Origin of the sequence: Cohnella kolymensis (genome assembly GCF_000829465.1) — a bacterium.
Taxonomy (GTDB): domain Bacteria; phylum Bacillota; class Bacilli; order Paenibacillales; family Paenibacillaceae; genus Cohnella; species Cohnella kolymensis.
The window spans coordinates 217952-244573 of record NZ_JXAL01000003.1; the positions used below are offsets into that span (position 1 = coordinate 217952).

Below are 26622 nucleotides of genomic sequence, written 5' to 3' on the forward strand. Positions count from 1 at the left end.
GACTTAATGCAAAAACTTATTTTGACAGCAGCTATTTCCGGAGCTGAGGTAACCAAAGAGCTTAATCCTGCCATACCTTACACGATTGCAGAAATGGTGAAGGAGGCAAAATCCTCTTATGATGCAGGTGCTTCGATTATTCACTTGCATGTGCGCTGGGATGATGGGACTCCTACTCAGGATCGCGAAAGGTACCGTCAGACGATAGAAGCCATTAAGCAAGAATGTCCCGATGTGATTATACTTCCCAGCACTGGCGGCGCAGTGGGAATGAGTGCGGAGGAACGTTTGCAGCCGCTGGATTTGCAACCGGAAATGGCTACCCTTGATTGCGGCACATGCAATTTCGGAGGCGACGATGTATTTGAAAACACGGAGACAATGATTGAAGCCTTCGCATCAAAAATGATTCAAACGGGTGTAAAACCGGAATGTGAATGTTTTGACAAAGGCATGGTTGATATGGCAATACGCAAAGCGAACAAAGGTCTGATACAAAAGCCGATGCATTTTAACCTGGTTTTAGGGGTGAATGGAGGGATTGCGGCAACTGCCCGTGATTTAACGTTTTTAGTCGATTCGCTGCCTGAAGGCTCCACTTGGTGTGTTACTGGAATTGGGCGAAGTGAATTTCCTATGGCGGCTATTGCCATAACCATGGGCGGTCATGTACGGGTTGGCTTTGAAGATAATGTTTACCTGCAAAAAGGGAAGTTGGCGGCTAGCAATGGGGAACTGGTAGCGAAGGTTGTTGAACTTGCAAAGCTATTGGGTAGGGAGATTGCCACACCCTCGGAAGCAAGGGCCATTTTAGGAATTACCAAGAGTGTTGTACAAATTTAAAGGAGGTATGATAGATGGCGAATCAAGCAGTTAAATCAGGTTCAATGAGCCTTGTTGACTTTTTCATGCTGGGTTTCGGCTCTATGGTTGGAGTTGGCTGGTCGGTAGCTGTGAATGGCTGGTTTGCGAGCGGTGGCGGACCCGTAACGACATTCTTGGCGTTTTTCATAGGGACATTGTTAATGATTCCAATCGGATTTTGTTATGCCGAGCTGACCCCAGCCATGCGTGTAGCCGGCGGAGCGGTAGCATTTGCCTATAGGGCTTTCGGAAAGTTCCCTTCATTCATAGCCGGCTGGTTTATCGCACTAGCCTATATCACTGTTCTTCCTTGGGAAGCCATTTATATTAATGACGTGCTTGCTCTGATTTTTCCCGCACTGAAATCAGGTGAACCCTTGTATTCCATTGCGGGAGCCGGAATCTACACCAACGGCTTAATTATCGGGGTCATTCTCTCTCTGCTGCTCATCTGGATGAATCACATCGGATCGCGGACAGCGATCAAATTTCAAACTTATTTAACGGGGCTGTTGGTCATCGTGGGAGCTTTGGTCATCTTATTTGCATTCATCAAAGCTGATCCGGCTAATCTACAACCCGTTTACGAGAATATAGGAAAAGGTACGCATAGCAACTTTTTCGGCGGCTTGATAGCGATGTTTGCCATGGCTCCATTCTTCTTAGCCGGTTTTGATACCATTCCTCAAGGTGCTGAAGAGGGTGATTCCAGAATTAACTTCGGCAACTTAGGTAAAGTTTTAGTCGGATCCATTCTGGCGGCTGGCGGCTTTTATTGTTTGGTAATCCTATCAACAGGTATGGCAATGCCTTGGAAGGACTTCGCAGGACTTGAACGGCCGGCAGTTGCTTTAATGTTTACCGAGCTTTATGGCGACGGCGCTTTCGGGGTTACCTTGTATTGGATTGCAATGATCGGGGCTCTAGCCGGACTGCTTACCACTTGGAATGGTTTATACATCGCATCTGCCCGTTTATTGTTAGGCATGAGCCGAGCACGTTTAATTCCGGAGTATTTTTCCCGCATTCATCCTAAATACGGGACCCCGGTTGGAGCCAATAGTTTTATCGCCATTGCCACATTAATAGGGCCTTTTGTCGGTATGGGGATTATCGATCCTCTAACAATTGTAGGTGGTACAGCCTTTGTTATAGGATGGTTTGCCGTTGCACTTTGCGCAATACGGCTCAGACAAACCGAGCCGGATATGCACCGTCCGTTTAAGATGCCCGGCGGGGTTGCAACAGCATGGGTAGGTGCAATAATTTCCGCTGCGTTAATTCTGAGCACGTTAATACCCGGCTTACCCAGCTACATGGGGAATTTAGGTATCTACATTTTACTTGGATGGAGTACGCTAGGCTTAGTGTTTTATTTCAGCTCGCAAAGTTATCGTAATGCGATCTCGGAAAGAGAGCGCGCGGCATCCATCTTTCTGGATAGATAATATCAGCTTCGTCAAGCTAGGACCTTGGAGGAGGTACATATCCTTCAAGGTCTTTTTTCTTCCAGCAACAATATTCGACAAAATCTCTCATTGACTATAAATGGAAATAAAATATAATAGGGGCTATAAACATATGTAAAAATCATTTTGCACAAATGTTCATCTCGCGAAGGGGGGCGTGATTTACTCCATTAGCCTGGCTTCACTGTCTTATCGTTAAAGGCGGGATAGCGAATGAATCAGTTAAAAATCCTCGTGGAAGCTGCTACACTGTATTACCAGCTGGATTACAGCCAGCAGGAAATCGCGCACAAATTGGGAATCTCTCGTCCGACGGTATCCAGGCTCCTGCAGCAGGCTAAGCAGAAGGGTATCGTCAAAATCGGAATCTTCGATCCGATCGAGGACGCGGTTACGCTGGCGGAAGAAATCAAGCAGCGCTTTGAATTAAATCATTGCATGATCGTGTCGGTTGCCTCCTCAGATGATCAGCTCATTAAATCCTCATTAGGTAAAGCCGCGGCTCACTATCTGTACGATACGGTGAACGATGGGGACATTATCGGTGTTACTTGGGGAACGACTCTGCATCAAGTCGCAGTCCATATGAAACAGAAATACGTCAGGGACGTTAAAGTCGTTCAGCTGAACGGCGGCGTCAGTTACTCCGAAACCAACACCTATGCAGCCGAAATACTGAACGAGATCGGCAAAGCCTTCTACACGACTCCTCATTTTCTACCTCTGCCGGCTATTGTTGATCAAGCTGTAGTCAAACAAACCATTGTGGCTGACCGTCACATCCAAAGTGTTCTTCAGTTAAGCGAAAAAGCGAATATCGCCATATTCACGGTAGGAGAATTCAGTGAACAATCGACCTTGATCAGAGCCGGCTACTTCTCGAAGGAAGATATGGCGATTCTCAACGAGAAAGGCGCGGTCGGCGATATTTGCTCACGCGTGTTCGACAAAGACGGACGCATCTGTCATCCCAGTCTTAATGACCGTACGATCGGCATTGAACTGAACAAGTTCAAAGAGAAAGAGAAGCGCATTCTTGTCGCCGGAGGTATGAACAAGGTGGCGGGCACCTACGGGGCGCTGCAGGGGCGCTATCCGAATGTGCTCATCATCGATCAATTTTCGGCCAAAGCGCTGCTGGAAATGTCCCAGGAATGAAGGGATCCTATGGATAATCAATTAAAAGACGCGATTTCGAGAGCGGTCATTCAGGCTCTGGAGAACCGCCGCAGTCCGCTTCAGCAAATCCATGAAGTTCCGATCGCAGTATCCAATCGACATGTGCATTTGAGCCGCAAAGCCTTGGACAGGCTGTTCGGCCGCGGTTATGAACTGAAGAAATGGAAAGATCTTTCCCAGCCGGGACAGTTCGCAGCGCAGGAAACGGTCGATTTAATCGGTCCCAAAGGGATCATTCGCAATGTCCGGGTGTTAGGGCCTTCACGGGGCGACACCCAGGTTGAAATCTCATTGTTTGACGGCTTTACGCTCGGAAGCCATCCGCCGATCCGCGATTCCGGGGATCTGGCCGACAGCTCGCCGATCACGATTCAAGGGCCGAGAGGACAATTGAAGCTGGATCGGGGATTGATCTGCGCCGCGCGCCATATCCACATGCATCCGAACGATGCAATCCGGTTCGGTGTTTCCGAAGGACAAAGAGTGAGCATTCAGGTGCCGGGTGCTAGAGCAGTTACCTTTGACAACGTTCTGATTCGTGTATCCCCTAAGTACAGGCTGGAGATGCACATCGATCTGGACGAAGCGAATGCGGCCAACTTGAAAACCGGGCAAATCGGTTATCTCAGCCGGGCTTAAGGAGGGAGATGTTTTGGATCGGCATATTGCCTCCGTAGTCAGGCAAGTTGTGGACGAGTATCTAAGCCGTCTTGAAGCGGAACAGCACAAAACCAAGCTTGTCATCGTGTTGGAATACGAAAGCGTAGAGCAGGATGGCGTTTTGAAAGCGGTTCAATCTCTGACTGCCGCGTATGAAGCGGCGGTTTTCGCCTCAGAAGCCTGGCACACGCAAGCCGTAAATCAACTAAAACCTATATCCGTATTCCAACTTCGCGGCAATCGGAAAGCGCTGATTGAAGCACTGCAGTCAGCCGAGGCGCTCGTCGTACCTTCAATCTCTTACAGCTACATAGCCAAGTTGTCCATGACCATGGACGACGATCCGCCGCTGTATGCCTCCATAGCGATGCAGCTGCAGGGGAAACCGGTTATGATTTGCGACGATAATCTCGCGTTCGACGTCCGGGAAGCTTCCATGGTGTAACCCGGCGAATCAGTTCTTACCTAAGGCAGCTGCAAAATGAGAACGTATCGGTTGTGAAATTATCCGAGCTATCAGCCGCGATAACAAAGCTGAAGGACAGACCCGCTAAAAAGAAGCTCGTCTCTGCCGAACAAGTACGATCTCTAGCGGCTAAGGGACAGCGCGAACTCATTGTTTCGAAACAAGCGATTGTTACTCCAATGGCAAGAGACATCCTCAGGCAGCATGGAATGACCCTCATATTCAAGGATGAGAAAGGGAGGGGATAGAATGATCATCGGACGAGTCGTCGGAAGCGTCGTTTCGACGGTGAAAGAGAGAAGCTGTCGGGCAAGAAGCTGCTGGTCATCCAGCCCTGCGACATGATCACGATTCAGAACGAAGGCAAGCCGCTTGTTGCAGTCGATACGGTCGGTTCAGGCAAGGGCGAGATTGTGATGGTCGTCAGCGGCAGCTCGGCCCGGCAAACGGAAACCACAACCGGCAAGCCGGTCGACGCTGCCGTAGTCGGAATCATAGACCAGATCGAAATCGGCGGACAAGTAACCTTTGAAAAGTCGAAAGGCGGGTGATGCCGAATGAGTGTAAACGAACAGGATATCCGTGCCTTAGTGGAGGAAGTCCTGACGAGACTAAGCGCACCCGGCGCCGCGGCTTCGGTCCGAACATCCAGCGACATTCCTCTGGGAGACGGCGTCTTCGAGACGGTAGATGAAGCCGTGGCAGCCGCTAAAAGAGCGGAAGCGGGAATGGCGGCCGTCTCACTGGAAACTCGCAAAAAAAATGATCGAAAGCATGAGAGTGACCGCAATCGAGCATGCCGAGGAGCTTGCCAAGCTGGCTGTGGAAGAGACGGGACTTGGAAGGGTCGAGCATAAGACGGCCAAAAACCTCCTCGCCGCTCGAAAGACGCCCGGGGTTGAAGATTTAGCCGGCCATACATACACCGGCGACAACGGTTTGTCGATCGTTGAACTGGCGCCTGTCGGCATTATCGGAGCGATCACACCGTCTACAAACCCGGCGGCCACGATTATTAACAATTCGATTTCTATTGTGGCTGCGGGCAACGTCGTTGTGTTCAATCCTCATCCGAGCGCTAGAAAAGTATCGCTTCGTGCGATGCAGCTGCTGAACCGTGCGATCGTTCAAGCCGGTGGTCCGGCAGACGTGCTCACATCCGTTGCCGATCCCACTTTGGAAACCAGCGAACAAGTGATGCGGCATCCGGACACGCGCTGGCTGGTCGTGACCGGCGGCGGGGCTGTTGTGAAGGTCGCTATGGGCATCGGCAAGAAAGTGATCGCGGCGGGACCGGGCAACCCTCCCGCAGTCGTCGACGAAACGGCGGATCTCAAGAAGGCCGGCAAGGATATCGTATTCGGGGCGAGCTTCGATAACAACGTATTGTGCACGGCAGAGAAGGAAGTATTTGTTGTCGACCGCGTCGCCTCGGAGCTTAAAGCCGAGATGGTTAACAACGGAGCCTTCGAGTTGAACAAGCCGCAGCTTGCCAAGCTTCTGGCCGTCATCCTCGAGCAGAAGGACGGCAAATCGTATCCGAAGCGGGAATTCATCGGTAAGAATGCGCATGACATTCTGAAAGCGGCGGGCATCTCGTCCGATCCTTCCACCCGTCTGATCGTAACCGAGACTGCTTTTGATCATCCGCTGGTGTCAACTGAGATGCTGATGCCCATTATTCCGATCATACGTGTTCCGAATGTGGACAAGGCGATCGAATATGCGGTCATCGCCGAAAAAGGAAACCGGCATACCGCGGTCATGCACTCACAGAACATCAGCAACATTACGAAAATGGCCTCTGCGATACAAGCGACTATTTTTGTGGTCAACGGTCCCTCTGTTGCCGGACTGGGATACGAGGGCGAAGGCTTCACAACTCTTACGATCGCAGGTCCGACCGGGGAAGGGCTCACATCCGCGCGGACTTTTACGAGACAGCGGCGCTGCGTCCTGGTCGACGGCCTGCGAATCATCTGAAAGAAATCAAAAGGAGGATTTTTAAATGACTAGAGAAGCGTTAGGAATGATCGAAACAAGAGGCTTGGTAGGAGCAATCGAAGCGGCTGACGCCATGGTGAAAGCGGCGAACGTCACTCTGGTAGGCAGAGAAACCGTAGGTTCCGGCTTGGTTACGGTAATGGTTCGAGGCGACGTCGGGGCGGTCAAGGCGGCTACCGAAGCAGGAGCAGAGGCGGCGCAGCGAGTGGGAGAGCTGATTTCGGTGCATGTCATTCCGCGCCCTCATCAGGAAGTAGAGGCGATCATGCCGAAGCTGAACGTGTCCAATGAACCAGTATCTTGAACAAACGATTCGCGGCATAGTGACGGATTGCGTTGAACGTTATGAAGCGGGCATCGGCTCCGAAGCCATGCTGCGGAAACCGCTGGCAGTCGCCAACTGGAAAATGAATCTCTCGCTTGACGACGCCTTGCATTATGTACGAGAGTTTGATGCCTCTCGCAGGACCGTTGAAGCTGTTGTCTGTCCGTCTCTTCCTTTTCTATTTCCGATGCATCAACTGAGCACATCCATGAACAAACCGCTCAGCTTTGGCGCCCAGAATATGCACTGGAATGAAGCAGGAGCGCATACGGGGGAAGTGTCCGCAAGCATGCTGCGTCAAGTGGGCTGCAGCTATGTGATTATAGGTCACTCTGAAAGAAGAACGGCCGGTGAAACGGATGAGCAGATTCATCGGAAGGTAGCGTCTGCACTGGCAGGCGACTTGACCCCGATCCTATGCGTAGGCGAGTCTGCGGTTGAACGCGTATCGCGAAGAACGACGCAGGTCATACGCCGTCAGCTGACGGCCGCTCTCGAAGGGGTCAAGGATATAGCAAGAGTTGTCATTGCGTATGAACCGGTCTGGGCGATCGGCACCGGCGAGCCGGCGACTGCGGCATATGCCCAGACGGTGCACTCCGACATCCGCGGTATCATCCGGCGAATATCACCCGAATCGGCGGAAAAAGTCCGGCTGCTGTACGGCGGTTCCGTGAAGGCGAAGAACGCATCGGAGTATAGCGCCCAGCCGGACATTGACGGTGTTCTGGTCGGCTCTGCAAGTCTGTCGATTGCCGAATTTCAAGCTATCATTCAGTCGTTCGGAACGAAGGTTGGTGGACCATGAAGAAGCAAATTGCGATCGGAAGCGACCACGGCGGATTCGAGTTAAAAGAAAAGTTGAAGGCGCAGCTGAATGAATGGGGTTACGAGTGTCTCGATTTCGGCTGTCATGACAAGAATGCCGTAGACTATCCGGACATCGCTTTTCTCGTCGGCGAATGCGTCGCCGGTAACGAGAATTTCGTCGGCATTATGCTGGACGGCGCCGGGATCGGATCCGGCATGGTGATCAACAAAATACCCGGAGCACGCTGCGCGGTATGCTGGGATCTTTCCTCCGTGATCAACAGCCGGGAGCACAATAACGCCAATGTTCTGTCCATCGGAGGACAATATATCGGCGAAGGATTAGCGAAGCAAATGGTCAAGACCTGGCTGGAGACACCGTACGCCGGAGGCCGTCATGACCGCCGGGTTACGAAAATGATGGAGATCGAGAGCAGGTTTATCAAACGATCAAAGTAGGAATGCCCATGTATATCGGTAAAGTGGTAGGCACCGTGATCTGTACCCGCAAGGATGAGAGTTTAACAGGCTTGAAGCTGCTGGTGGTGCAGCCGTTGGGCGACGATCTCGCGCCGAAGGGCAAGCCGGTTATCGCGATCGATACGATCGGCAAAGCCGGCAGGGATGATATCGTCTATCTGGCCAAAAGCAAGGAATCCTCGATTCCTCTGGATAATCCTCTCGTGCCTTCGGACGCCGGAGTGATGGGGATCATTGACCAATATTATATTAAATAGGAAAAGGATGAGCGATATGAGCGAAGCGTTAGGCATGGTTGAAACGAAAGGTTTGGTAGGTTCGGTAGAAGCGGCGGATGCGATGCTGAAGGCTGCGAACGTAGGCATGCTGCGGAAAATAAATGTAGGCGGCGGTCTCGTTACCGTATTGGTACGCGGAGATGTCGGCGCAGTGAAAGCGGCCACGGAAGCCGGTGCGGAGGCGGCGAGAAAAGTGGGAGAACTCATTTCCGTACATGTCATTCCGCGTCCTCATCAAGACATCGAGAAAATCCTCTAACATGAAATTGGCTAAAGTGATCGGCAACGTGGTATCGACAGTGAAAACCGAAAGCCATCACGGATGCAAATTGATGGTGGTCCTGCCCGTAGATACGGATGGAAATCCAGCCGGCGATTCTATCATTGCCGTTGACGGAGTCAATGCGGGAATAGGGGAAACGGTACTGATCGTGGAAGAAGGCGGGTCGGCCCGCGACATCATGCGCAATCCGAACGGCGCTTACGACACGGTTATCGTTGGGATCGTGGATGAAGGAATCAACTAAACGAGGTGAGTCCCCATGAACAAAGAGCTGCTGATTGAGGAAATTACGAAGCAAGTGCTGGCTCATTTCTCCGAGATGAAGACAACCGATCATAAAAAGGATGAAACCGGCGCAGCCGCCCCCGTCTTCACTGCCGGTTCGTCCCCAATGATCACCGCTCCTCAGGTGGCGCGCATGATTGACCATACGCTGCTCAAGCCGGAATCGACGGAAGAGCAAATCATTCGTCTCTGCGAAGAAGCGATGGAGCATCAATTCGCTACCGTATGCATTAACCCGTCGTGGGTTTCTACCGCCAGCAAATTATTGAAAGGTTCAGGCGTAGGAGTAACCACCGTTGTCGGGTTTCCGCTCGGGGCGACCAGCACCTATGCCAAAATGGCGGAAGCTCGCGACGCTATCGCATCCGGAGCTGCCGAAATCGATATGGTGATGAATATCGGTGCAATGAAGTCCGGCCTCTATGAAACGGTCAAACGGGATATCGAAGGGGTCGCCCAAGCCTGCAAGGATCAAGCGGTTCTGAAGGTCATCATCGAGACGGGGCATCTGACGGATGAGGAGAAGAAAAAGGCGTGCATGCTGGCGAAGATGGCCGGCGCCGATTTCGTCAAAACCTCCACAGGCTTCGGACCGGGCTGCGCTACTCCGGAGGATATTAAGTTGATGCGGACTACGGTAGGTCCGGAGTTGGGCGTTAAAGCTTCAGCTTGCGTGCGCGATTTGGATACGGCACGCCGGATGATTCAAGCCGGAGCTACCCGGATCGGGACAAGCTCGGGCGTTTCGATCATGCAGGGCAAGAGCGGTCAGGGCTATTAAACTCTTCAACGGATCGAGGAGAATGAACGAATGGAATTTGTTCTGCAGCAAATACGCGCCGGGCGTGTGATGAGAAATGTCACGCTCGATCAATTAGCAAGCCTGACCGGACTTCCAGTCCGCTATCTTGAAGAGCTGGAAGAGTGCCGTATCGATCCTCAGCTGTCATCCCTCGTAAAAATCGCCTCCGCATTAAACCTGACGGTACGGATCGGTGATATTTCAATTTAATACAGCAGTCAGTGAGCCCCCTTCGCTTCGGGGGCTTATTTTTTTGCGGCACATTGCTATATAATTAAATTCTAATAGAGCCCACCATCAAGGAGTACGGAATCAGTGGATAAACAACAGTTCATGAACGGGGTCAAAGACTGTGTGCCCACCCTGCTGGGTTACCTGAGCATAGGATTTGCCGCAGGAATCATAGAGAAAACCGCCGGATTAAGCATAGCGGAGATAGCCCTTCTCAGTACCTTGGTGTATGCGGGTTCGGCACAGTTCATATTTGCGGGAATGATAACGGCGAGCAGTACGGCAGCCGGCATCGTCGCTACTATATTTTTCGTCAACTTGCGGCATTTGCTGATGAGCGCAGCGTTATCCCCTTATTTTCGAAAGCTGTCTCCGGTAAAAAATATGTTGATAGGCTCACTGTTGACCGATGAAACTTTCGGAGTCGCTTCCAATCAAGCCGCAAGCGAGAACAAGATTCATCCGAGCTGGATGCATGGTTTAAATGTGACCGCTTATTTGAACTGGATTCTGGCTAATGTTGCGGGTGCTGTTTTCGGGCAGTGGATTACCGATCCGGAAGGATTCGGCTTGGACTTCGCGCTGCCTGCCATGTTTATCGGCCTTCTGGCGTTACAAATGGTGAGCCGCAAAAAGTACGCCGTTGACATTACGGTCGGTATTTCAGCGGCGATCGTCGGGGTAGGATGCGGATTGCTATTCTCCAGCAGCATAGCGATTATTGCGGCAACTCTCTCAGCAGCGACAATAGGATCGGTGATCGAAAAATGGAAATAACCTGGAGCGTATTCGTTGTTATTGTCGGCGCGGCGCTCGTTACTTTTGTACCAAGAGTGCTTCCCCTTATGGTATTAAGCCGGTTCGAGCTGCCGGCCTGGGCGATGCGCTGGCTTGGACATATCCCGATTGCGGTCATGGCCGCTCTGGTCGGTCAGGAGCTGCTGGGAGGCGGCGGCAGCTTCAATATCACACGTAATGTGGATTTGCTGGCGGGCATTTTGACGTTTTTCGTTGCCGTGAAAACCAGAAGTCTGCTGTTAACCGTCCTTTTTGGAGTCATCTGTGCGTTAGTGCTTCGCTTTGTCATGATATGAAAATATTGCCATTTCTTGCAACCCGGTGCTAAACTAGGAAAATAGCATTTAAGCGAACGGTTAAGCGGGGGAGAGATTTGGTTGAAAACGTTGATCAAATGGGTTTTGCTAGCACTAGTTACTTGTGTGGGCATTTTTCTTCTCACCTATCTGAATAAATTCGTTTTAACTGATGAACCTGATCGCATGCAACTGCTTGTCGCTCACGGAGTCAGCCTGGAGGGTGTCGCTTCTACGCTGCCCGGAAGCGCTGTTGTCAACGAAACCGAAGGCATATTATCGGTCCCATACGGCCGGGTTGAGGAATATAAGGCTTTGGCGCTCCGGGAGACGCTCGTCAAGATGGCGCTGGGAGTTCCATTGGACAATGCGAAGTTGTCATTTGAACATTTTTGGTTTCACGTGAAGGATCAACTGTACAATTATTTAAACGGCGACTTCGGCACCATCACCGGTCCGAACGGCCAATGGGAGATACCCCTAACAGACGCTTTGAAGGGGATGCTGGCGCGAAGTCTCGGATACTTTTTCCCCGGATTGCTGCTCGGATTATGCCTGGCATTCGTTTTGTCGATTGTTGCCTCGCTGAGGCGGGGGGCGGCCAGACTGCTGGACGGAATGCATGCGCTTTTGGTCGGGCTGCCTGACTTCTTTCTGGTGACGATTCTGACGTTCGCCTCCATTTACTGTTATAAGCTTACCGGCGAGCGCCTTTTCCATGTCGCCGCTTTCAGCGATACGGTGCCGTTCATACTCCCTTTGCTGACGATTGCGCTCATCCCGGGTGTGTTGATTTACGGTACATTAAGGCTGGCGATCGAGCGGGAACTAAGCCAAGACTATGTCGTCACAGCGAGATCTAAAGGGTTGTCAGGCAGGGAAGTGCTGCTGACCCATGTGCTCCGCAATGTTGTGGAGGATTTATTGATCGTGATGCCGAAGGCAACCAACTTGGCACTCGCGAGCATGGTGGTCGCTGAAGCGTTTTGCGATATATTGGGGCTTGGCGGCACTATAGTCAGTTCGAAGCTGTCGGGAGTCAGCGCCTTGCCGGCTGCCTGCTTCATTCTCGCTGTCATTTCGATCGTGCTGCATGCGGTTTATGCCTTGCTGCGCAAACGTTTTGTCATACGGGTTAGAGGGGTGGCATAACGAATGAGACAGCGGCCGACGCGGTTGTACTATTTTTCTTGGGCAGTGATCGTACTGATCCTCTTGACGGCCATTTTCGGAGGCATGATCAAGCCGCATGGCATTACAGATGCAGATAAGATCAATTTGTTAAAACAGCAGCAAAACAACCAGATCACATATCAGAAACCTCCGCTCCCGCCCGGCTCAACCTTTTTGCTTGGAACGGATCATCGCGGCTACGATCTTTTGAGTTTGCTGTTGAACGGCTTGAAATACACCTTGGCCATCGTTCTGGCGCTTACGCTGCTGCGTATGCTGTTTGGAACGGCATGGGGCTTATGGGTGGGCGTATCCGGGAAAGGCGCTTTCATGCTTCGCGCCGTGCACAAGGTGACATCGACCGTCCCGGCGTTCCTGTTTATTTATCCGCCTGTGTCTGGCATGTATGCCGCTCTCGGTCTGTTCTTCGGAAGTAGAGCCAATGCAGAGAGTGTGATGCTGTTTACCGTAATATTTGTACTTATGGTTACGTTTTTTGGCGTCATTCCGCTGGCTTATCAAGTGGCTGAGAGAGCCAGATATTATAATGACAAGCAATACGTAGAGGTATCCCGTCTGATGGGAGGTTCGATTCTCCACAGAACGATAAGGCATATCCTGCCCAACATGAGGCTGGAGCTTCTGTTCACGACGCTGAGCGAATTTGTGCAAGTCATTTTCCTGATCGGACAGCTGGCCGTGTTCAACATCATCGTCTGGGGCTCGGAACGAATCGATCTGGATGATGTCGGGGTTGAAGCTGTGAACCTGACATCTCATGGAGAGTGGGTTTCCTTACTCACTTACGGCATGACTTATGTGCGATCCTATCCATGGATTATTGTGAGCGCCGCAGCTGCTCTATCGCTCCTTGTTCTGTCGGTGCAGCTGTTCTTGAATCAATTGAAGAAAAGGTTTGACGGTACGGTCGGTATATCAAAATAGATAAAGGTTGCCTATGAAAACACAACTTATGATGAAACGTAAAGGCTTCAAGTTGAGCCTACGAGGTTCAATCGCGAATCTGACGAAATCGTATGTGGAGTTTCTTTGCGGGTTGTTTATTTCCCGGCTGGGAGACGCGCTATATACGTTTGCACTGCCTTGGATTTCCTATGAATTAACAGGCTCTTCGGTGGTTATGGGATCGTTGTTCGCCGTCGGGGTTTTGCCCATTGTCCTATTCGGTCCTTTCGTGGGTGTCCTGGTCGACCGGGTTGACAGCAGGAAGCTCATGATTTGGACGGATGTACTCCGGGCTGTCCTGATCTCTTTCATCCCGATTTTGTACATCTCCGGTATTTTGCAGGTATGGCATTTGTTCGCGGTTTCGTTTGTTCTTGCTGTCTTAACGATGCTGTTTGATGTGGCTGCGGTAACGGTGATCCCCCGACTATCCGGCGGACAGCTTACAAAAGCCAACTCGGCATATCAGCTGGTCAATAAAACCGGCGATATGCTAGGGCCCGTATGTGCGGGAGCATTAATTGCCGCCATCGGCGGATTTCATACCCTTTGGCTGGATGTTCTTTCGTTCGGAGCCACGTTGTTCGTATTAATGCGGTTGAAATCTATTCTCGCAAAAGGCGATACGACGCCGGTCTCAAGCCAAGGTGTATTTGCAAGTATGGCCGAGGGATTCAAGTGGTTGAAGAACGACCGCCTCAACCTCGCATTATCGCTGCAGGCTATGGTGGGCAATTTCGGCTACAGTATGGCACTCGCGATCTTGATCTATTATTTGCGAACAGATCTGAATCTGAACGCCGGTGAAATCGGCATCAATATGGCACTGCTCGGTGTGGGCGGGTTGGCAGGATCGGCAATCGTTCACCCGCTGGAAAGACTCGTAGGCAGTCGGTCGGTCATTCCGTTGCTGCTGACATTCGGAACAGCAGGTTTTTTGATCGCTATGGCTTCGGATTTCTGGCTGGCGCCCGGCATCGGCTTCGGTATTGTAGGGGTGTGTAACGTAGCTTGGAACGTGATTGCGACTTCCCTGCGGCAAACGACCGTTCCTCCGCAGATGCTCGGTCGAGTGCTTAGCTTCTCCCGCGTATTGACGCGATTGGCGATGCCGCTCGGGGCTTTTGCCGGAGGGTTTCTCGCGAGCGCCTCGGAGCCTGCGATCGTGTTCTTGATAGCGGCGTTAGCTAAAGCCGTTGAAGTTGTGATCGCAAAATTATGGATTGCCGGGCATCTTCCTTCCAAAGCGGAAATGCAGTAATTGCGGCAGGTTATAGATTTGCAAGTCGATTCGTCATAGAATGAGAGAGTGAAGGTCATATTGTTGGAGGTGTGGCATGAAACAGCATTTATTCATAAACGGTCAATGGAAACAGGCAGCCAGATATACAGCGTTGTATTCGCCTTTCTCCGGGGAACAGGTTGCCGAGGTGGCGCAGGCGGACGAGGATGACGTAGAGTCGGCAATCCAGCTGCCGAAGACGCTGCGAGGACGATGGCCGCCATGCCGGCGCATCAGCGCGCAACAATTCTGGATAAGTCTGCGACATTATGGAGAGCCGCAAGGAGGAGCTTGTGCGTATCCTTGCGTTGGAAGCGGCGAAGCCGGTCAAGACAGCGAGAGGCGAGATCGCCAGAACGATCCAAACCTATAAATTCTCCGCTTCGGAAGCAAGAGCGATCCATGGCGAGACGGTTCCTTTGGACGCCGCACCGGGCGGAGAGGGGAGAATCGCTTTTACGCTGCGTAAGCCTTTGGGCGTTGTGGCCGCGATCACCCCGTTTAACTTCCCCTTTAACTTAGTGGCACATAAAATAGGTCCGGCAATTGCGGCGGGAAATACGGTTGTGCTTAAACCTGCGGGCCAGACTCCGCTGTCGGCGCTTGCTCTGGCCGATATATTCAAAGAGGCCGGATTGCCTGACGGTGCGCTCAATGTTGTGCCCGGACCGGGTGCAATCATCGGCGAGAAGCTGGTGCGCGACAACCGGGTAAAAGCTGTAACGTTCACAGGCAGTCCGCCGGTGGGTATCGCCATGAAAAGCAAGGCCGGCTTGAAGCGCGTTACATTGGAACTAGGGTCTAATTCGGCGCTCATTATCGACCGGTCCTGTGAGATTACCGACGAATTGATAGGCCGCTGTGTGCTGGGCGCTTTTTCTTTCAGCGGACAGGTGTGCATTTCCATTCAGCGCATTTTTGTTCATGAGGACAAATATCCGGAATTTCTCGAGAAGTTTATAGCGCAAACGGAAAAGCTTGTGATCGGGGATCCTTTGGATGAAGCGACGGATCTGTCGGCGCTCATTCACGAGAAGGAAGTGACTCGCATCCAATCATGGACGGAGGCGGCGGTCGGCAGAGGCGCACAACTGATCTCGGGCGGTGCGGCGCTGAATTCCCGCATATTCCCGCCGACGATCATCGCCAATGTGCCGGCCGACGAACCGTTGTCCTGCGAGGAAGCATTCGGCCCCGTTGTAACGGTTGCGCCTTTCAACTCGCTTGACCAGGCGATCAAGGAAGTCAATAATTCCCGTTTCGGATTGCAAGCCGGCATTTATACGAACGACATCCATGCGGCGATGCGTGCTGCTGAAGAACTGGAAGTCGGTGGAGTGATGATTAATGATTTTCCTACTTTCCGTGTCGATAATATGCCTTACGGCGGTGTAAAGGACAGCGGCTTCGGCCGGGAAGGGGTCAAATATTCCGTTGAAGAAATGACGGAGCTTAAGTTCATCTCTATCAAACTGAAATAACAGCTGTTACTCATCATCCAAGACAGGGGCGTTACAGCAGATGAAGACCTTCATCAAATGGGGGTTGCTCGTACTTTTCACGCTTGCCGGCATCTTCCTTCTCGGTAATCTTAACAAGGCATTTATCAATCAAGCGCCGGATCTCCTGCAGGTCGGAACCGGCGAAGAGCCGACGCTTGAATATGTTTCTTCGCTGCTTCCTGGAAGCGCTGTCCAAAGCGAAGAGGATAAAATTCTAAGAGTGCCTTATGCCCAAGTCGACGAGTACGCGGCAAAGGCCAAAAGAATTTCCGGGGTATGGTATGCGCGAAGCGTGCCGTTGGAGAAGCCGGTAATCTCTTTTAAAAGTTATTGGTACAGCGTGACGGATCAAGTTAAGGGGTATTTTGAGGGTGATTTCGGAAGCATTCGCGGACCTACCGGAACGTGGGAAATTCCGATCGGCGACGCGGTGAAAGACATGTTCGGGCGCAGCTTCAGCTATTTAATTCCCGGACTTCTTCTCGCCGTGTGTTCGGCCCTCTTGCTGTCGCTGCTGGCATCGTTATCACGCCAGGCTGGAAGATTCATGGACGGCATTCACACGATGCTGCTGGGCTTGCCTGATTTCGTATTGGTGACCGGATTAACGATCACCGCTATTTTTACGTATAAATCGATCGGTGTCCGGCTGTTTAACGTTGCAGCATTCGGCGACACCGTACCTTTTTACCTGCCATTGTTTACCATTTCCCTTATCCCGGGCGTATTGATTTATGGCACCCTGCGGCTGGCCATTCAGCGGGAACTCGAGCAGGACTATGTCGTCACAGCGAAGGCAAAAGGATTGTCGGGCCGGGAGGTGCTCCTGAACCATGTTCTCCGCAATATTACGGATGACTTGCTTACGATCATGCCGAAAGCGACGAACTTGGCGCTGGGGAGCATGGTCGTTGCGGAAGCTTTCTGCGACATATTGGGACTTGGCGGCATCATTGTGAGTCCGAAGCTGTTCGGAGTCAGCGCGATGCCGGTGTCCTGTCTGGTGCTCGCGGTCATATCCATCCTATTCCATACGGTTTACGTACTTCTTCGCAAACGTTTTGTCGTACGGATCAGAGAGGTTGCGTAAACGATGATGAAGAGAACGCCGGCTCTATACTATTTGTCTTGGGCACTTGTCCTGGTTATTTTATTAACCGCCGTCTTTGGAGATATGATTAAACCGCATGGAACATCTGAAGCGGACAAGCTGGCTCGGATCAAGCAGGAAATGAACGGAAAAAGCGAGTATTCCCAAGCACCGTTTCCGCCCAGTTCCAACTTTATGCTCGGAACGGATCATCGGGGATTCGATCTGGTCAGCTTGATGCTGGCCGGGTTGAAATATACTTTGGGCACTGTACTGCTGCTCACGCTGCTGCGTTTTTCTTTTTCGCGGGGCCTTGGGGCTTATGGGTTGGGATCACGGGTAAAGGAGCGGGCTTCCTGCGATCAATGCACTGGCTGCTGTCCGCCGTGCCTGCGGTTCTGCTGCTGTATCCGCCGCTTGCGGCGATGTACTTCGGATTGGGGCTCAACATGGGCAGTAAAGCGGATCCTCATTATTTGACATTGTTTAATATCGTGTTCTTCGGATCCGTGACATTGCTGGGCGTTATCCCGCTGGCTGCGCAAGTCGCCGAACGGGCCCGCTATTATAATGAAAAGCAATACGTCGAAGTCTCCCGCGTGATGGGCGGCTCCGTTCTCCACCGGGTGCTGCGGCATTTGCTGCCGAACATGAGATTGGAATTGCTGTTTATGTCGTTAAGCGAATTTGTCCATGTCATCTTCCTGATCGGGCAGCTGGCGGTTTTCAAAATCGTAGTCGGCGGCTCCGAAAAGATGGATTGGGACGATTTCGGGCTGGCTGTCAGCGTATCGTCGACAGGGGAGTGGGTATCGATGCTGTCGTACGGAATGGAGTATGTACGTTTATATCCGTGGATTCCGTTAACGACCGTCGCCTGCCTGTTCTTTCTCATCCTGTCGGTACAATTCTTTCTGAACCAGCTGAAAAAAAGGTATGGCGGCATAGCTGAAGCGAGATAACTTATGCCGATGAGGCGATAAAGGAGAGATACGAGATGTCCCGCTGCTACTTTTTCACCGGGTTCCCCGGTTTCATCGCTTCATCCTTGATCAGACAGATCATTCGGGACCATCACGCCGCAATCGGACATATTTATCTGCTTGTACTGCCTGATCTGCTCGAGAAAGCACGAGAAGAAGTTCAGAGAGTATCTGCTGAGGAAGGTCTGCCGTTCGAACGATTTTCACTGATATCCGGCGATATTACAAAGCCTGATTTAGACATACTGCCTGAGAGGAACGGTCTTTTACAGCATGAAGTTACGCATGTCTTCCATCTGGCCGCCGTTTATGATCTCGCTGTGCCCCGACAGATCGCGTTTAACGTTAATGTGAACGGAACTAGGAACGTAAACGACTGGGTTCAGGGGTTGCATAACATCGAAAGATATGTTTATTTCAGTACCGCGTATGTGTCCGGAACCCGTGAAGGACGGATTCTTGAATCCGAACTGGATAGGGATCAAAGCTTCAAAAATCACTATGAGAGCACCAAATTCGAAGCGGAGATGCTTGTGCGTCAGGTCATGGGCAAAGTGCCGACCACGATTATCCGTCCCGGCATTGTGAAAGGGAATTCGCAAACCGGGGAAACGATCAAGTTTGACGGCCCCTATTTCATTTTGAACGTGTTCGATAAAGTCCGGTTCCTGCCGTTAATCCCTTACTTGGGCGCAGGCGAAGCGGAAGGCAATTTCGTCCCGGTGGACTACGTATTAAGCGCAACGATCTATCTGGGACATGCTAATGCGGGAATCGGCAAGACGTATCACTTAACGGACCCGAAACCTTACCGCATGAAGGACGTGTATCGGTTCCTTCTCGCAGAATACCTGGGCAAGGAGCCGATCGGGACCATTCCGCTTGCTGCGGCCAAGGGTTTTCTTTCAATTCCCGCATTAAGAAAATGGCTGCGAATTGAAAAGGAATCGCTGGATTATCTCGCTTGCATGGCGGCCTACGACTGCACCCAAGCGCAGAACGACCTAAGGGGATCGGGAATCGTTTGTCCGGATTTTAAAGATACGGTAGGTTCGATGGTCCAATTCTATGAACGACACAAAAATGATACGAATAAGCAGCTTAGAATTTCGTGAATAAGGTTCAAGAGGGGACTGCGATGGAAACAGGCCGGCTGATTGACCGACAAAGAGCGTTCTTCGATACCGGCAAGACGAAGGATTTAGCTTTTCGAATAGAAGCACTTCAGAAGCTGAGAGCAGCGGTCAAGAATTGCGAAGAAGCGTTGATGCAAGCTTTGAAAGCTGATTTGAACAAATCGGAATTCGAAGCATACTCTACCGAAATCGGCATCGTTCTCGAAGAAATTCGATTTACACTCCGTCATTTACGTTCTTGGACGAAGCCGAAAAAAGTGAAAACGCCGGTTACGCATATCGGATCGACAGGTTGGGTTTACTCGGAGCCCTATGGTGTTGCGCTGATCGTCGCCCCGTGGAATTTTCCCTTTCAGCTCGCCGTAGCTCCGTTAATCGGGGCGATTGCCGCGGGGAATTGTGCCGTACTGAAGCCTTCGGAACTCACGCCGCGGACATCCGATCTTCTCGCAGAGCTGATCAAAGACAACTTCCCGGAGGAATACCTATCCGTTGTTCCCGGCGGAGTGGAGACGAGCCAGGCGCTTCTGCAAGAGAAATGGGATTACATCTTTTTTACGGGCAGCGTGCCGGTCGGCCAAATTGTAATGCAAGCGGCAGCGAAGAACTTAACTCCTGTGACCTTGGAATTGGGCGGCAAAAGCCCGTGTATCGTGCATGAGGATGCCAATGTTCATTTAGCGGCGAAGAGAATCGCTTGGGGAAAATTCATGAATGCGGGGCAAACCTGTATCGCTCCCGACTACTTGTATGTTCATGAGAGCATCAAGGCAACGTTACTTTCCCGCCTGGCCGAAGCCATTAAAGAATTGTACGGGGACAACCCGCTTAATGGAGACGAGTACACCCGAATCGTCAGCCAAAAACATTTTGACCGGTTAAGCGGTTTTCTCGAGGACGGAGTGACTTTAGCCGGTGGAGGGAGGAATGCGGACAAGTTGGCGATCGAACCGACAGTACTCACCGGCATAAGCTGGGACGATCCTGTGATGAAGGAAGAGATCTTCGGGCCCATTCTCCCTGTGCTCGAGTATAACGATCTGACCGATGCTATCGAAGGGATACGGAATCATCCGACACCGCTTGCGCTCTATATTTTCTCAGAAAGTGAAAGCATTCAACAAAGGGTAATGAACAGTGTTTCGTTCGGCGGAGGCTGCATTAACGACACGGTGTATCAGTTCACCTCGCCTTATCTTCCTTTCGGAGGAGTGGGCAGCAGCGGTGTGGGAGCTTACCATGGCAAAGGCAGCTTCGACACGTTTTCGCATAAGAAAAGCATCCTGAAACAAACGACGTTGTTCGATGTGCCTTTCAGATACCCTAATGTAAAGAATGGATTGAAGAAAATAAAATGGTTCTTGAGATGACGGGACATTGATTATTCATGGGGGTGGAAGGAATGAACTCAAAAGCGGGAATCAAAGCTTTGAAGCTGGATATGGATGCAGGCGGGCATCCGTTTGTCGTCCATGCCACGGTGATGTGGGACGATAACGATGTCATTCTGGTGGACACCGGCATACCCGGTCAGGTGGAAGTCATTCGCAATGCGCTGAAACGGGACAATATTCCTTTTGAAAATCTAACGAAAATTATGATCACTCACCAGGATCGGGATCATATCGGCAGTCTGCCTGCGTTGTTGGAAGCCGCTGAAGGACGGGTGAAGGTGCTCGCGCATGAGCTGGCAAAGCCTTACCTGTCAGGAGAAGTGCCGTTGATCAAAAGCGGAGCGTTCGCGCAGCCTTGTCATGTGGATGTGTCTCTTCAAGACGGGGATGTGCTTCCTTACTGCGGGGTATTCAGGTCATCTTCACGCCGGGGCATACTCCCGATCATATCTCCTTGTATCATCAATCAAGCAAAACGTTGATTGCGGGGGATGCGCTAACCTCGCATGAGGGTATAATTATGCCGCCCAGCCGGGATCACACGCCGGACATGGAATCTGCGCTCAAGTCGGTCGCTAAGTTGTTGGACGTAGAGATACACACTGTCATTACCTATCATGGAGGGGTGTGCACGGACGGGATCAAGGAACGGCTTGCCGAGATCGCGGGAAAGCAAGGAGGCGTATGAGGATGAAAGCTCTGATTGTGATCGATTATACGGTGGATTTTGTCGTGGGCAAGCTGCCGTGCGGAGAACCGGGAATCGCGATTGAAGACCGGATCAACGAAATCGCTCAAGGTTTTGCGGATCGCGGCGATTTTGTCGTAATGGCTGTGGATCTGCACGACGAGCAGGATCCTTATCATCCGGAAACGAAGCTTTTTCCTCCTCACAATATTCGCGGCACGCAAGGAAGACATTTGTACGGCAGGCTGAACGAATGGTACGAGCAGAATGAAGAAAGAGTCTATTGGATGGATAAAACGAGATACAGCGCCTTTTGCGGGACGGATTTGGAGCTGAAGCTGCGCGCCCGGGACATACAGGAGGTGCACCTGGTTGGCGTTTGCACCGATATCTGTGTGCTGCACACGGCAGTCGACGCTTATAACAAGGGATTTCGTATCTACGTTCATGAAGATGCTGTAGCTAGCTTTAACCCCCAAGGGCACGAATGGGCGCTGACTCACTTCGCTCAGTCGATGGGTGCGGAAGTGGTTCGCGGCTATTGATGGTTGAAATTTTCTGTGTTTACATACACAATAGATAAAAACTGATGCAGCATAGGAGAAAATACTGATGAAATATACGAGTACCCGCGGAAAAGTACCGGCATGCGGATTTATCGATACGTTCCTGATGGGACTTGGCGATGACGGCGGACTTATGATTCCGGCAACGATACCCGCAATATCCAGCCAGACGTTAGCCGAGTGGCAGCGCTTGTCCTTCCAGGATTTGATGCTGGCTGTATTCTCACTATATACGAACGATGAAATTCCGGCAGAAGATTTGAAGGATCTCGTGTATACAAGCTATGCCGGTTTCCGCAGCCCGGAAGTTTTGCCACTTACGAAATTGAATGATTCACTCTATATCCTCGAACTCTTTCATGGGCCGACTTTTGCGTTCAAAGACGTTGCGCTGCAGCTGATGGGCAACTTGTACGCGTATGTAGCGAAAAAACAAAATAAAGTCATTAACATACTCGGCGCGACTTCCGGGGATACCGGCGCGGCCGCGATCAGCGGTGTCCGGGGCAAGGAAGGCATTCAAATCTGTATTTTGCATCCGCATGAGAAAGTGAGCCGCGTTCAAGAGCTTCAGATGACGACGGTTCAGGATGACAACGTGCTTAATTTGTCGGTAAAAGGTAATTTTGACGATTGCCAGGGGATCATCAAGGAGCTGTTCGCAGACCTTGAATTCAAAAACAAGTACCATTTGCGGGCTATCAATTCTATCAACTTCGTCCGTATTTTGGCGCAATCGGTATACTACTTCTACGCATACTTGCAGCTGCCAGAGGGTGTCCGCGCCGGCGGCGTGAACTTCAGCATTCCGACCGGTAATTTCGGCAATATCTTCTCGGGTTACTTGGCCAAACGTATGGGTCTGCCGATCAATAAGCTCATTCTTGCTACTAATGAAAACAACATTCTGCAGCGGTTCGTGCATGACGGGATCTATATGCCGGACAAATTTCACAGCACGTATAGCCCTTCCATGGATATTCAAATTGCGAGCAATTTTGAGCGTTATTTGTATTATCTTTGCGATGAGGATGCCAATGAAGTCGCCGAGAGAATGGAACGCTTCAAGGCTGAAGGCAGGCTGGAATTTAACGAGGCGGAGCGGGAAAAGATCTTGTCCGATTTCGGCGCGCACAGTGTGAACGGGGCGGAATGCCTGAACACGATTCAGGCGTACAAGGATCGTTACGATTATTTGCTTGATCCTCATACAGCCTGTGGAATCGCCGCGGCCGAAGCCGACAGAAAGGATAAGCTGACTGTGTCTTTGGCCACCGCTCATCCGGCAAAGTTCGATGAGGCGATCCGCTTGTGCGGAATTAAGCAGTCGTTCCCCGAGGCAGTGCGGGAACTGTTTGACAAGCCGCAGCGTCAAGTTGTTCTAGACAATAACAAAGAGGATATCGTGGAGCAATTGGTGAGGTTTTATCCGGCCGATTGACAGACTGCATTCCTGTTAGGCCCTTGATTCAATCAAGGGTCTTTCTCATGTATAAAAAGGTTTTGAATGGGGCTACCCTAATCTTTGGTAACAAAAAGATAAGAGGAGTGACTCCCATGCCTTACGGTGCCCACGAAGCGATGGAAACAAACGAGATTTTACTGGAAAAAATCAATATGATTACCCATTTCAATCTTTACGCAAGAGAGACGAACAACCCGCAGCTTCAAGATATGATCTCCCGGCATCTGGATGAGGAGATCGCAGGCTATAACGAGATTGTGCGTTATACGCACGATTACACCTTTTCGCCTGTGCCTCCGAATACGGATATCAGCGGTGTCACGCCGCAATCCATCCAATACGGTCTGAACAATCCGCCGCAGATGGCGCCGCAATCCGGTACCACAATAAGCGACCGGGAAATTGCGATCGGCATGCTGTGCTGTCATAAGAATGCAGCCCGCAACGCAATTTGGGCCAGCTTGGAATGTGCGGATCCCAATCTGCGGCAGCTGCTTATGAATAGCTCCGCTAACTGTGTGCGGCAGGCGTACGAAGTTTTCTTGTTCATGAACGAACAGGGCCTGTATCAAGTGCCGACACTGAACGATCATACGGCCAAAACATTCCTGCACCGTTATCAGCCGTCGGACGGCAACGGCCAATTCGCCGGACAATCCGCAATGAATTCCGATAATGGAGCCAGCAATTGGGGCAGCGCAGCTCAATTCGGTCAATCAGACGGCGGTATGGCCGGACAGTTCGGCCGGCAAGGCGCAGGTTACGCCGGTGGTCAATTCGGCCAACAAGGCGCAGGCTTCGGCATGCAGAATGCCGGGTACGGCCAGCAAAGTGCCGGTTACGGGCAGCAGAATGCCGGGTTCGGCCAGCAAAATATCGGATACGGGGCGCAAAGTGGAGGGTACGCAGGACAGTTCGGCGGTCAGCAAAATGCCGGGTTCGGCGCACAAAGAGGCATGGGCGCTCAATTCAGTCAACAGGGCGTCAATTATGCCGCGCAATTCGGGCAGCCGACCGTCGGGTACGGCGGACCGTTCGGTCAGACAAGCAGACCTTATCCCGGGCAAATGGGACCGCAAGCCGGCGGGTTTTCCGGGCAGTTCGGACAGCAGGGTGCAGGTTCCGCGGGGCAGTTCGGACAACAGGGTGCAGGTTCTGCCGGCCAATCAGGTCAGCAGAATGCCGGCAGAAGCATGGGTGCAAACTCATCGTACGGTACGCAGAGCTTTGCTTCCGGCAGCCCCGCAGCAGCTCGCGGAAACGGTGCCGCAGGCGGGAACACGGGCGTCTATAGCGACACTGGAGCTGCTTCTAACACGCCAGGCTTCGCCGCCGCTGCCCAAACGGGCGATAACGGAGGAACTGCTTCTTCCGCGCAGAATTGGACAGATGAGACGTCCAACTCGGGCAGCAACGACAATAATGGCGGCTCTATGCCACAGTAGCGTAAACGGCGCACCACCCCTCTTCTAGTATGCCGAAGAGGGTGGTGTTTTTCATTCCATGATATGATCGATTTTTCTCGTTTTCACGATGTCCATGACGAGCTTTCCTAAATCGTCGTACGTCATGGCTCGGAGCTTTTCCGTCAAACGATCCGGCAGTGTATCCTGTCCGGCAACTTCTTTAATGACATCGATAACTATATTTACTCTGGACTCAAGCTGGCCATTTGTAATTACCCTCATTAATTGACTCCCCTCTATAACTTGAACAGATGATTTCCGATCCGTTTTGTGGTCTTACGTGTCTTGAACCAATCCGATTTCGAGATGCTAGGGTTGTAATAAAACAACGCTGCTGCCGTAGTCCCAGCCTTTAACGGCGGCCTTGGCGGCCTTCCAAGCAGTTCTGCTGGGCTTTAGCTTATATTGTCCGTCGTCTACAGCTGAGAAAGCCCTTGGCTCCATAATGACGCCTTTAATCGTTTTCGGGAACTTTGGGGACTGCAAACGGTTCATTACCACGGCCCCTACCGCGACTTGGCCTTTGAAGGCTTCGCCCCTGGCCTCGGCATAGATAACACGTGCCAGCATCGCCAGTTCTTTTGATTGACAGAAAGTTTTTTAAGTTTCGCCCATGTGCGGGGACCCGCAATTCCATCGGCCGGAAGCCCGTGGTGGCGCTGGAATTTCTGAACGGATCTCCGGGTTACTTTGCCATAGTTTTTCGTCAACTTTACGTTGAAATAGCCGAGCATGTGAAGCCGGAATTGAAGTTCCTGAGTGGCCCAGCTTTTGCTGCCCAGCTTTAGAACAGGTGGAGCCTTAGCATCAGCCGAATGGTTTCCGACGCTTACTGCGAGTACGATACCTAGTGTAATTAGAGTAAGAAGCCTGTACATGATCTTTAAACCCCTCCGCCGATGGATATTTGTGGCTTTACAACCCGTTCGATTCTAGCACAGCCCTCTGCGACTTTTGAATATTCCTTATAACATTGTAATGTTGTTCACCTTTTTCTAATGTAATGACATGCAGGTGCTTTTGGTCGGCAGGTATTTGTTGCTTTACAGCATTCGTGTAAATGGAAGAATTTGTGGGTTGAATGAGGTGATGTATCGCGGTATGATATAACTCCTGCCGCTGACACGGCGGGGCGCGTTAAGTACCTGAGATCAAACATTTCAATGGAACTCATGGGAATGGAAAATATTGAGGGTTGAACGAGATGGCAATACGCGATATGATATAACTCCTGCCGCGGAAACGAGGCAGTCAAGCAAAGCAACATTGTTCTTTGAAAACTGAACATCGAGCGTAACACGGTTCCTGTCGTCCTTTGGGACGATAGACAACGATTTACTTTTTTAAGTCAGCATTTTGAGCCTTCATGGCTCTCTATTATGGAGAGTTTGATCCTGGCTCAGGACGAACGCTGGCGGCGTGCCTAATACATGCAAGTCGAGCGGAGTTGATGAGAAGCTTGCTTCTCTGATACTTAGCGGCGGACGGGTGAGTAACACGTAGGCAACCTGCCCACAAGATCGGGATAACATTCGGAAACGAATGCTAAGACCGGATAAACAGTCCTCTCGCATGGGAGGGTTGGGAAAGACGGAGCAATCTGTCACTTGCGGATGGGCCTGCGGCGCATTAGCTAGTTGGTGAGGTAACGGCCCACCAAGGCGACGATGCGTAGCCGACC

The 26622-nt window shown here is 51.4% G+C and carries 34 protein-coding genes, 1 rRNA gene and 1 pseudogene; 33 read left to right on the forward strand and 3 right to left on the reverse strand.

What is annotated here, in order from left to right; genetic code table 11:
* The first annotated feature begins 6 nt into the window (after positions 1 to 6).
* The 32 genes and pseudogenes from kce to SD71_RS22885 all read left to right on the forward strand — a co-directional run bounded on the left by kce (position 7) and on the right by SD71_RS22885 (position 24920).
* A complete protein-coding gene (gene kce / locus SD71_RS05035) occupies positions 7 to 843 on the forward strand; it encodes a 3-keto-5-aminohexanoate cleavage enzyme (RefSeq protein WP_041060387.1) in 837 nt (278 codons plus the stop codon).
* A 14-nt stretch (positions 844 to 857) separates the two neighbouring features.
* On the forward strand, positions 858 to 2312 hold the full coding sequence (locus SD71_RS05040; protein ID WP_041060390.1) for an APC family permease: 1455 nt from the start codon (positions 858 to 860) through the stop codon (positions 2310 to 2312).
* A gap of 234 nt (positions 2313 to 2546) precedes the next feature.
* Entirely contained in the window at positions 2547 to 3491 is a 945-nt protein-coding gene (locus tag SD71_RS05045; protein WP_041060393.1) for a sugar-binding transcriptional regulator, read from the forward strand.
* Positions 3492 to 3500: 9 nt separating this feature from the next.
* Complete coding sequence (gene pduL / locus SD71_RS05050; protein ID WP_041060396.1) at positions 3501 to 4151, forward strand: phosphate propanoyltransferase; 651 nt, start codon at positions 3501 to 3503, stop codon at positions 4149 to 4151.
* A 13-nt stretch (positions 4152 to 4164) separates the two neighbouring features.
* Positions 4165 to 4617: a hypothetical protein gene (locus SD71_RS05055; RefSeq protein ID WP_041060399.1), complete on the forward strand. Its 453-nt coding sequence runs from the start codon at positions 4165 to 4167 to the stop codon at positions 4615 to 4617.
* 270 nt (positions 4618 to 4887) lie between these two features.
* Positions 4888 to 4983 carry a EutN/CcmL family microcompartment protein gene (locus tag SD71_RS24710; RefSeq protein ID WP_235427000.1) on the forward strand — a complete coding sequence of 32 codons (96 nt, stop codon included), beginning with the start codon at positions 4888 to 4890 and terminating at the stop codon, positions 4981 to 4983.
* Positions 4980 to 5189 carry a EutN/CcmL family microcompartment protein gene (locus SD71_RS05065; RefSeq protein ID WP_235427001.1) on the forward strand — a complete coding sequence of 70 codons (210 nt, stop codon included), beginning with the start codon at positions 4980 to 4982 and terminating at the stop codon, positions 5187 to 5189. The genes SD71_RS24710 and SD71_RS05065 overlap by 4 nt, the downstream gene beginning before the upstream one ends.
* Positions 5190 to 5328: 139 nt before the next feature.
* Entirely contained in the window at positions 5329 to 6621 is a 1293-nt protein-coding gene (locus SD71_RS05070) for an aldehyde dehydrogenase family protein (protein WP_200889558.1), read from the forward strand.
* 25 nt (positions 6622 to 6646) lie between these two features.
* Positions 6647 to 6946 (forward strand): BMC domain-containing protein, encoded by a 300-nt coding sequence (locus tag SD71_RS05075; protein ID WP_041060405.1) that lies wholly within the window; start codon positions 6647 to 6649, stop codon positions 6944 to 6946.
* The gene (gene tpiA / locus SD71_RS05080) at positions 6930 to 7775 is read left to right on the forward strand and encodes a triose-phosphate isomerase (protein WP_052475975.1); all 846 of its coding nucleotides are present in this window, start codon (positions 6930 to 6932) and stop codon (positions 7773 to 7775) included. The genes SD71_RS05075 and tpiA overlap by 17 nt, the downstream gene beginning before the upstream one ends.
* Positions 7772 to 8236 (forward strand): RpiB/LacA/LacB family sugar-phosphate isomerase, encoded by a 465-nt coding sequence (locus tag SD71_RS05085; RefSeq protein WP_041060408.1) that lies wholly within the window; start codon positions 7772 to 7774, stop codon positions 8234 to 8236. Before tpiA ends, SD71_RS05085 begins: the two co-directional genes overlap by 4 nt.
* 8 nt (positions 8237 to 8244) lie before the next feature.
* Entirely contained in the window at positions 8245 to 8514 is a 270-nt protein-coding gene (locus SD71_RS05090) for a EutN/CcmL family microcompartment protein (RefSeq protein WP_041060575.1), read from the forward strand.
* A 16-nt stretch (positions 8515 to 8530) separates the two neighbouring features.
* The gene (locus tag SD71_RS05095; protein WP_041060411.1) at positions 8531 to 8794 is read left to right on the forward strand and encodes a BMC domain-containing protein; all 264 of its coding nucleotides are present in this window, start codon (positions 8531 to 8533) and stop codon (positions 8792 to 8794) included.
* The gene (locus tag SD71_RS05100; protein ID WP_235427002.1) at positions 8751 to 9062 is read left to right on the forward strand and encodes a EutN/CcmL family microcompartment protein; all 312 of its coding nucleotides are present in this window, start codon (positions 8751 to 8753) and stop codon (positions 9060 to 9062) included. Before SD71_RS05095 ends, SD71_RS05100 begins: the two co-directional genes overlap by 44 nt.
* Before the next feature lie 147 nt (positions 9063 to 9209).
* Complete coding sequence (gene deoC, locus SD71_RS05105; protein ID WP_041060578.1) at positions 9210 to 9884, forward strand: deoxyribose-phosphate aldolase; 675 nt, start codon at positions 9210 to 9212, stop codon at positions 9882 to 9884.
* A 30-nt stretch (positions 9885 to 9914) separates the two neighbouring features.
* Complete coding sequence (locus tag SD71_RS05110; protein WP_041060417.1) at positions 9915 to 10115, forward strand: helix-turn-helix domain-containing protein; 201 nt, start codon at positions 9915 to 9917, stop codon at positions 10113 to 10115.
* A gap of 123 nt (positions 10116 to 10238) precedes the next feature.
* Complete coding sequence (locus SD71_RS05115) at positions 10239 to 10913, forward strand: AzlC family ABC transporter permease (RefSeq protein ID WP_041060581.1); 675 nt, start codon at positions 10239 to 10241, stop codon at positions 10911 to 10913.
* The gene (locus SD71_RS05120) at positions 10904 to 11230 is read left to right on the forward strand and encodes an AzlD domain-containing protein (protein WP_041060420.1); all 327 of its coding nucleotides are present in this window, start codon (positions 10904 to 10906) and stop codon (positions 11228 to 11230) included. The genes SD71_RS05115 and SD71_RS05120 overlap by 10 nt, the downstream gene beginning before the upstream one ends.
* An 81-nt stretch (positions 11231 to 11311) precedes the next feature.
* On the forward strand, positions 11312 to 12382 hold the full coding sequence (locus SD71_RS05125) for an ABC transporter permease subunit (protein ID WP_041060423.1): 1071 nt from the start codon (positions 11312 to 11314) through the stop codon (positions 12380 to 12382).
* A 3-nt stretch (positions 12383 to 12385) separates the two neighbouring features.
* Positions 12386 to 13348: an ABC transporter permease subunit gene (locus SD71_RS05130; protein WP_041060426.1), complete on the forward strand. Its 963-nt coding sequence runs from the start codon at positions 12386 to 12388 to the stop codon at positions 13346 to 13348.
* A 31-nt stretch (positions 13349 to 13379) separates the two neighbouring features.
* Entirely contained in the window at positions 13380 to 14630 is a 1251-nt protein-coding gene (locus SD71_RS05135) for an MFS transporter (protein WP_407637521.1), read from the forward strand.
* 76 nt (positions 14631 to 14706) lie between these two features.
* Positions 14707 to 16132 (forward strand): annotated as a pseudogene (locus tag SD71_RS05140) (aldehyde dehydrogenase family protein).
* Between the two features lie 40 nt (positions 16133 to 16172).
* Entirely contained in the window at positions 16173 to 17243 is a 1071-nt protein-coding gene (locus SD71_RS05145) for an ABC transporter permease subunit (protein ID WP_041060429.1), read from the forward strand.
* 3 nt (positions 17244 to 17246) lie between these two features.
* On the forward strand, positions 17247 to 17723 hold the full coding sequence (locus SD71_RS23855) for a hypothetical protein (protein WP_161793337.1): 477 nt from the start codon (positions 17247 to 17249) through the stop codon (positions 17721 to 17723).
* On the forward strand, positions 17609 to 18205 hold the full coding sequence (locus SD71_RS05150) for a hypothetical protein (protein ID WP_041060432.1): 597 nt from the start codon (positions 17609 to 17611) through the stop codon (positions 18203 to 18205). Before SD71_RS23855 ends, SD71_RS05150 begins: the two co-directional genes overlap by 115 nt.
* 35 nt (positions 18206 to 18240) lie before the next feature.
* Positions 18241 to 19341, forward strand: a complete 1101-nt coding sequence (locus tag SD71_RS05155) for an SDR family oxidoreductase (protein WP_041060435.1) — start codon at positions 18241 to 18243, stop codon at positions 19339 to 19341.
* A 23-nt stretch (positions 19342 to 19364) separates the two neighbouring features.
* Positions 19365 to 20732 carry an aldehyde dehydrogenase gene (locus SD71_RS05160; RefSeq protein WP_041060438.1) on the forward strand — a complete coding sequence of 456 codons (1368 nt, stop codon included), beginning with the start codon at positions 19365 to 19367 and terminating at the stop codon, positions 20730 to 20732.
* A 32-nt stretch (positions 20733 to 20764) separates the two neighbouring features.
* Complete coding sequence (locus tag SD71_RS25460) at positions 20765 to 21238, forward strand: MBL fold metallo-hydrolase (protein WP_268747712.1); 474 nt, start codon at positions 20765 to 20767, stop codon at positions 21236 to 21238.
* Entirely contained in the window at positions 21211 to 21444 is a 234-nt protein-coding gene (locus SD71_RS25465; protein ID WP_268747713.1) for an MBL fold metallo-hydrolase, read from the forward strand. Before SD71_RS25460 ends, SD71_RS25465 begins: the two co-directional genes overlap by 28 nt.
* Positions 21445 to 21446: 2 nt before the next feature.
* Positions 21447 to 21989, forward strand: coding sequence for a cysteine hydrolase family protein (locus tag SD71_RS05170; RefSeq protein ID WP_041060440.1), 543 nt, complete (start codon positions 21447 to 21449; stop codon positions 21987 to 21989).
* Between the two features lie 67 nt (positions 21990 to 22056).
* Positions 22057 to 23451 (forward strand): threonine synthase, encoded by a 1395-nt coding sequence (gene thrC / locus SD71_RS05175; protein ID WP_041060444.1) that lies wholly within the window; start codon positions 22057 to 22059, stop codon positions 23449 to 23451.
* 116 nt (positions 23452 to 23567) lie between these two features.
* Entirely contained in the window at positions 23568 to 24920 is a 1353-nt protein-coding gene (locus SD71_RS22885; protein WP_082034056.1) for a spore coat protein, read from the forward strand.
* 51 nt (positions 24921 to 24971) lie between these two features.
* Here SD71_RS22885 and SD71_RS05185 read toward each other — a convergent pair whose 3' ends face one another.
* The 3 genes from SD71_RS05185 to SD71_RS25470 all read right to left on the reverse strand — a co-directional run bounded on the left by SD71_RS05185 (position 24972) and on the right by SD71_RS25470 (position 25819).
* Entirely contained in the window at positions 24972 to 25163 is a 192-nt protein-coding gene (locus tag SD71_RS05185) for a hypothetical protein (protein WP_041060447.1), read from the reverse strand.
* 87 nt (positions 25164 to 25250) lie between these two features.
* The gene (locus SD71_RS24715) at positions 25251 to 25511 is read right to left on the reverse strand and encodes a cell wall hydrolase (RefSeq protein ID WP_326998696.1); all 261 of its coding nucleotides are present in this window, start codon (positions 25509 to 25511) and stop codon (positions 25251 to 25253) included.
* Entirely contained in the window at positions 25448 to 25819 is a 372-nt protein-coding gene (locus SD71_RS25470) for a peptidoglycan-binding domain-containing protein (RefSeq protein ID WP_268747714.1), read from the reverse strand. The genes SD71_RS24715 and SD71_RS25470 overlap by 64 nt, the downstream gene beginning before the upstream one ends.
* A gap of 498 nt (positions 25820 to 26317) precedes the next feature.
* Here SD71_RS25470 and SD71_RS05195 point away from each other — a divergent pair.
* Positions 26318 to 26622 (forward strand): 16S ribosomal RNA (locus tag SD71_RS05195); the annotation flags it as partial.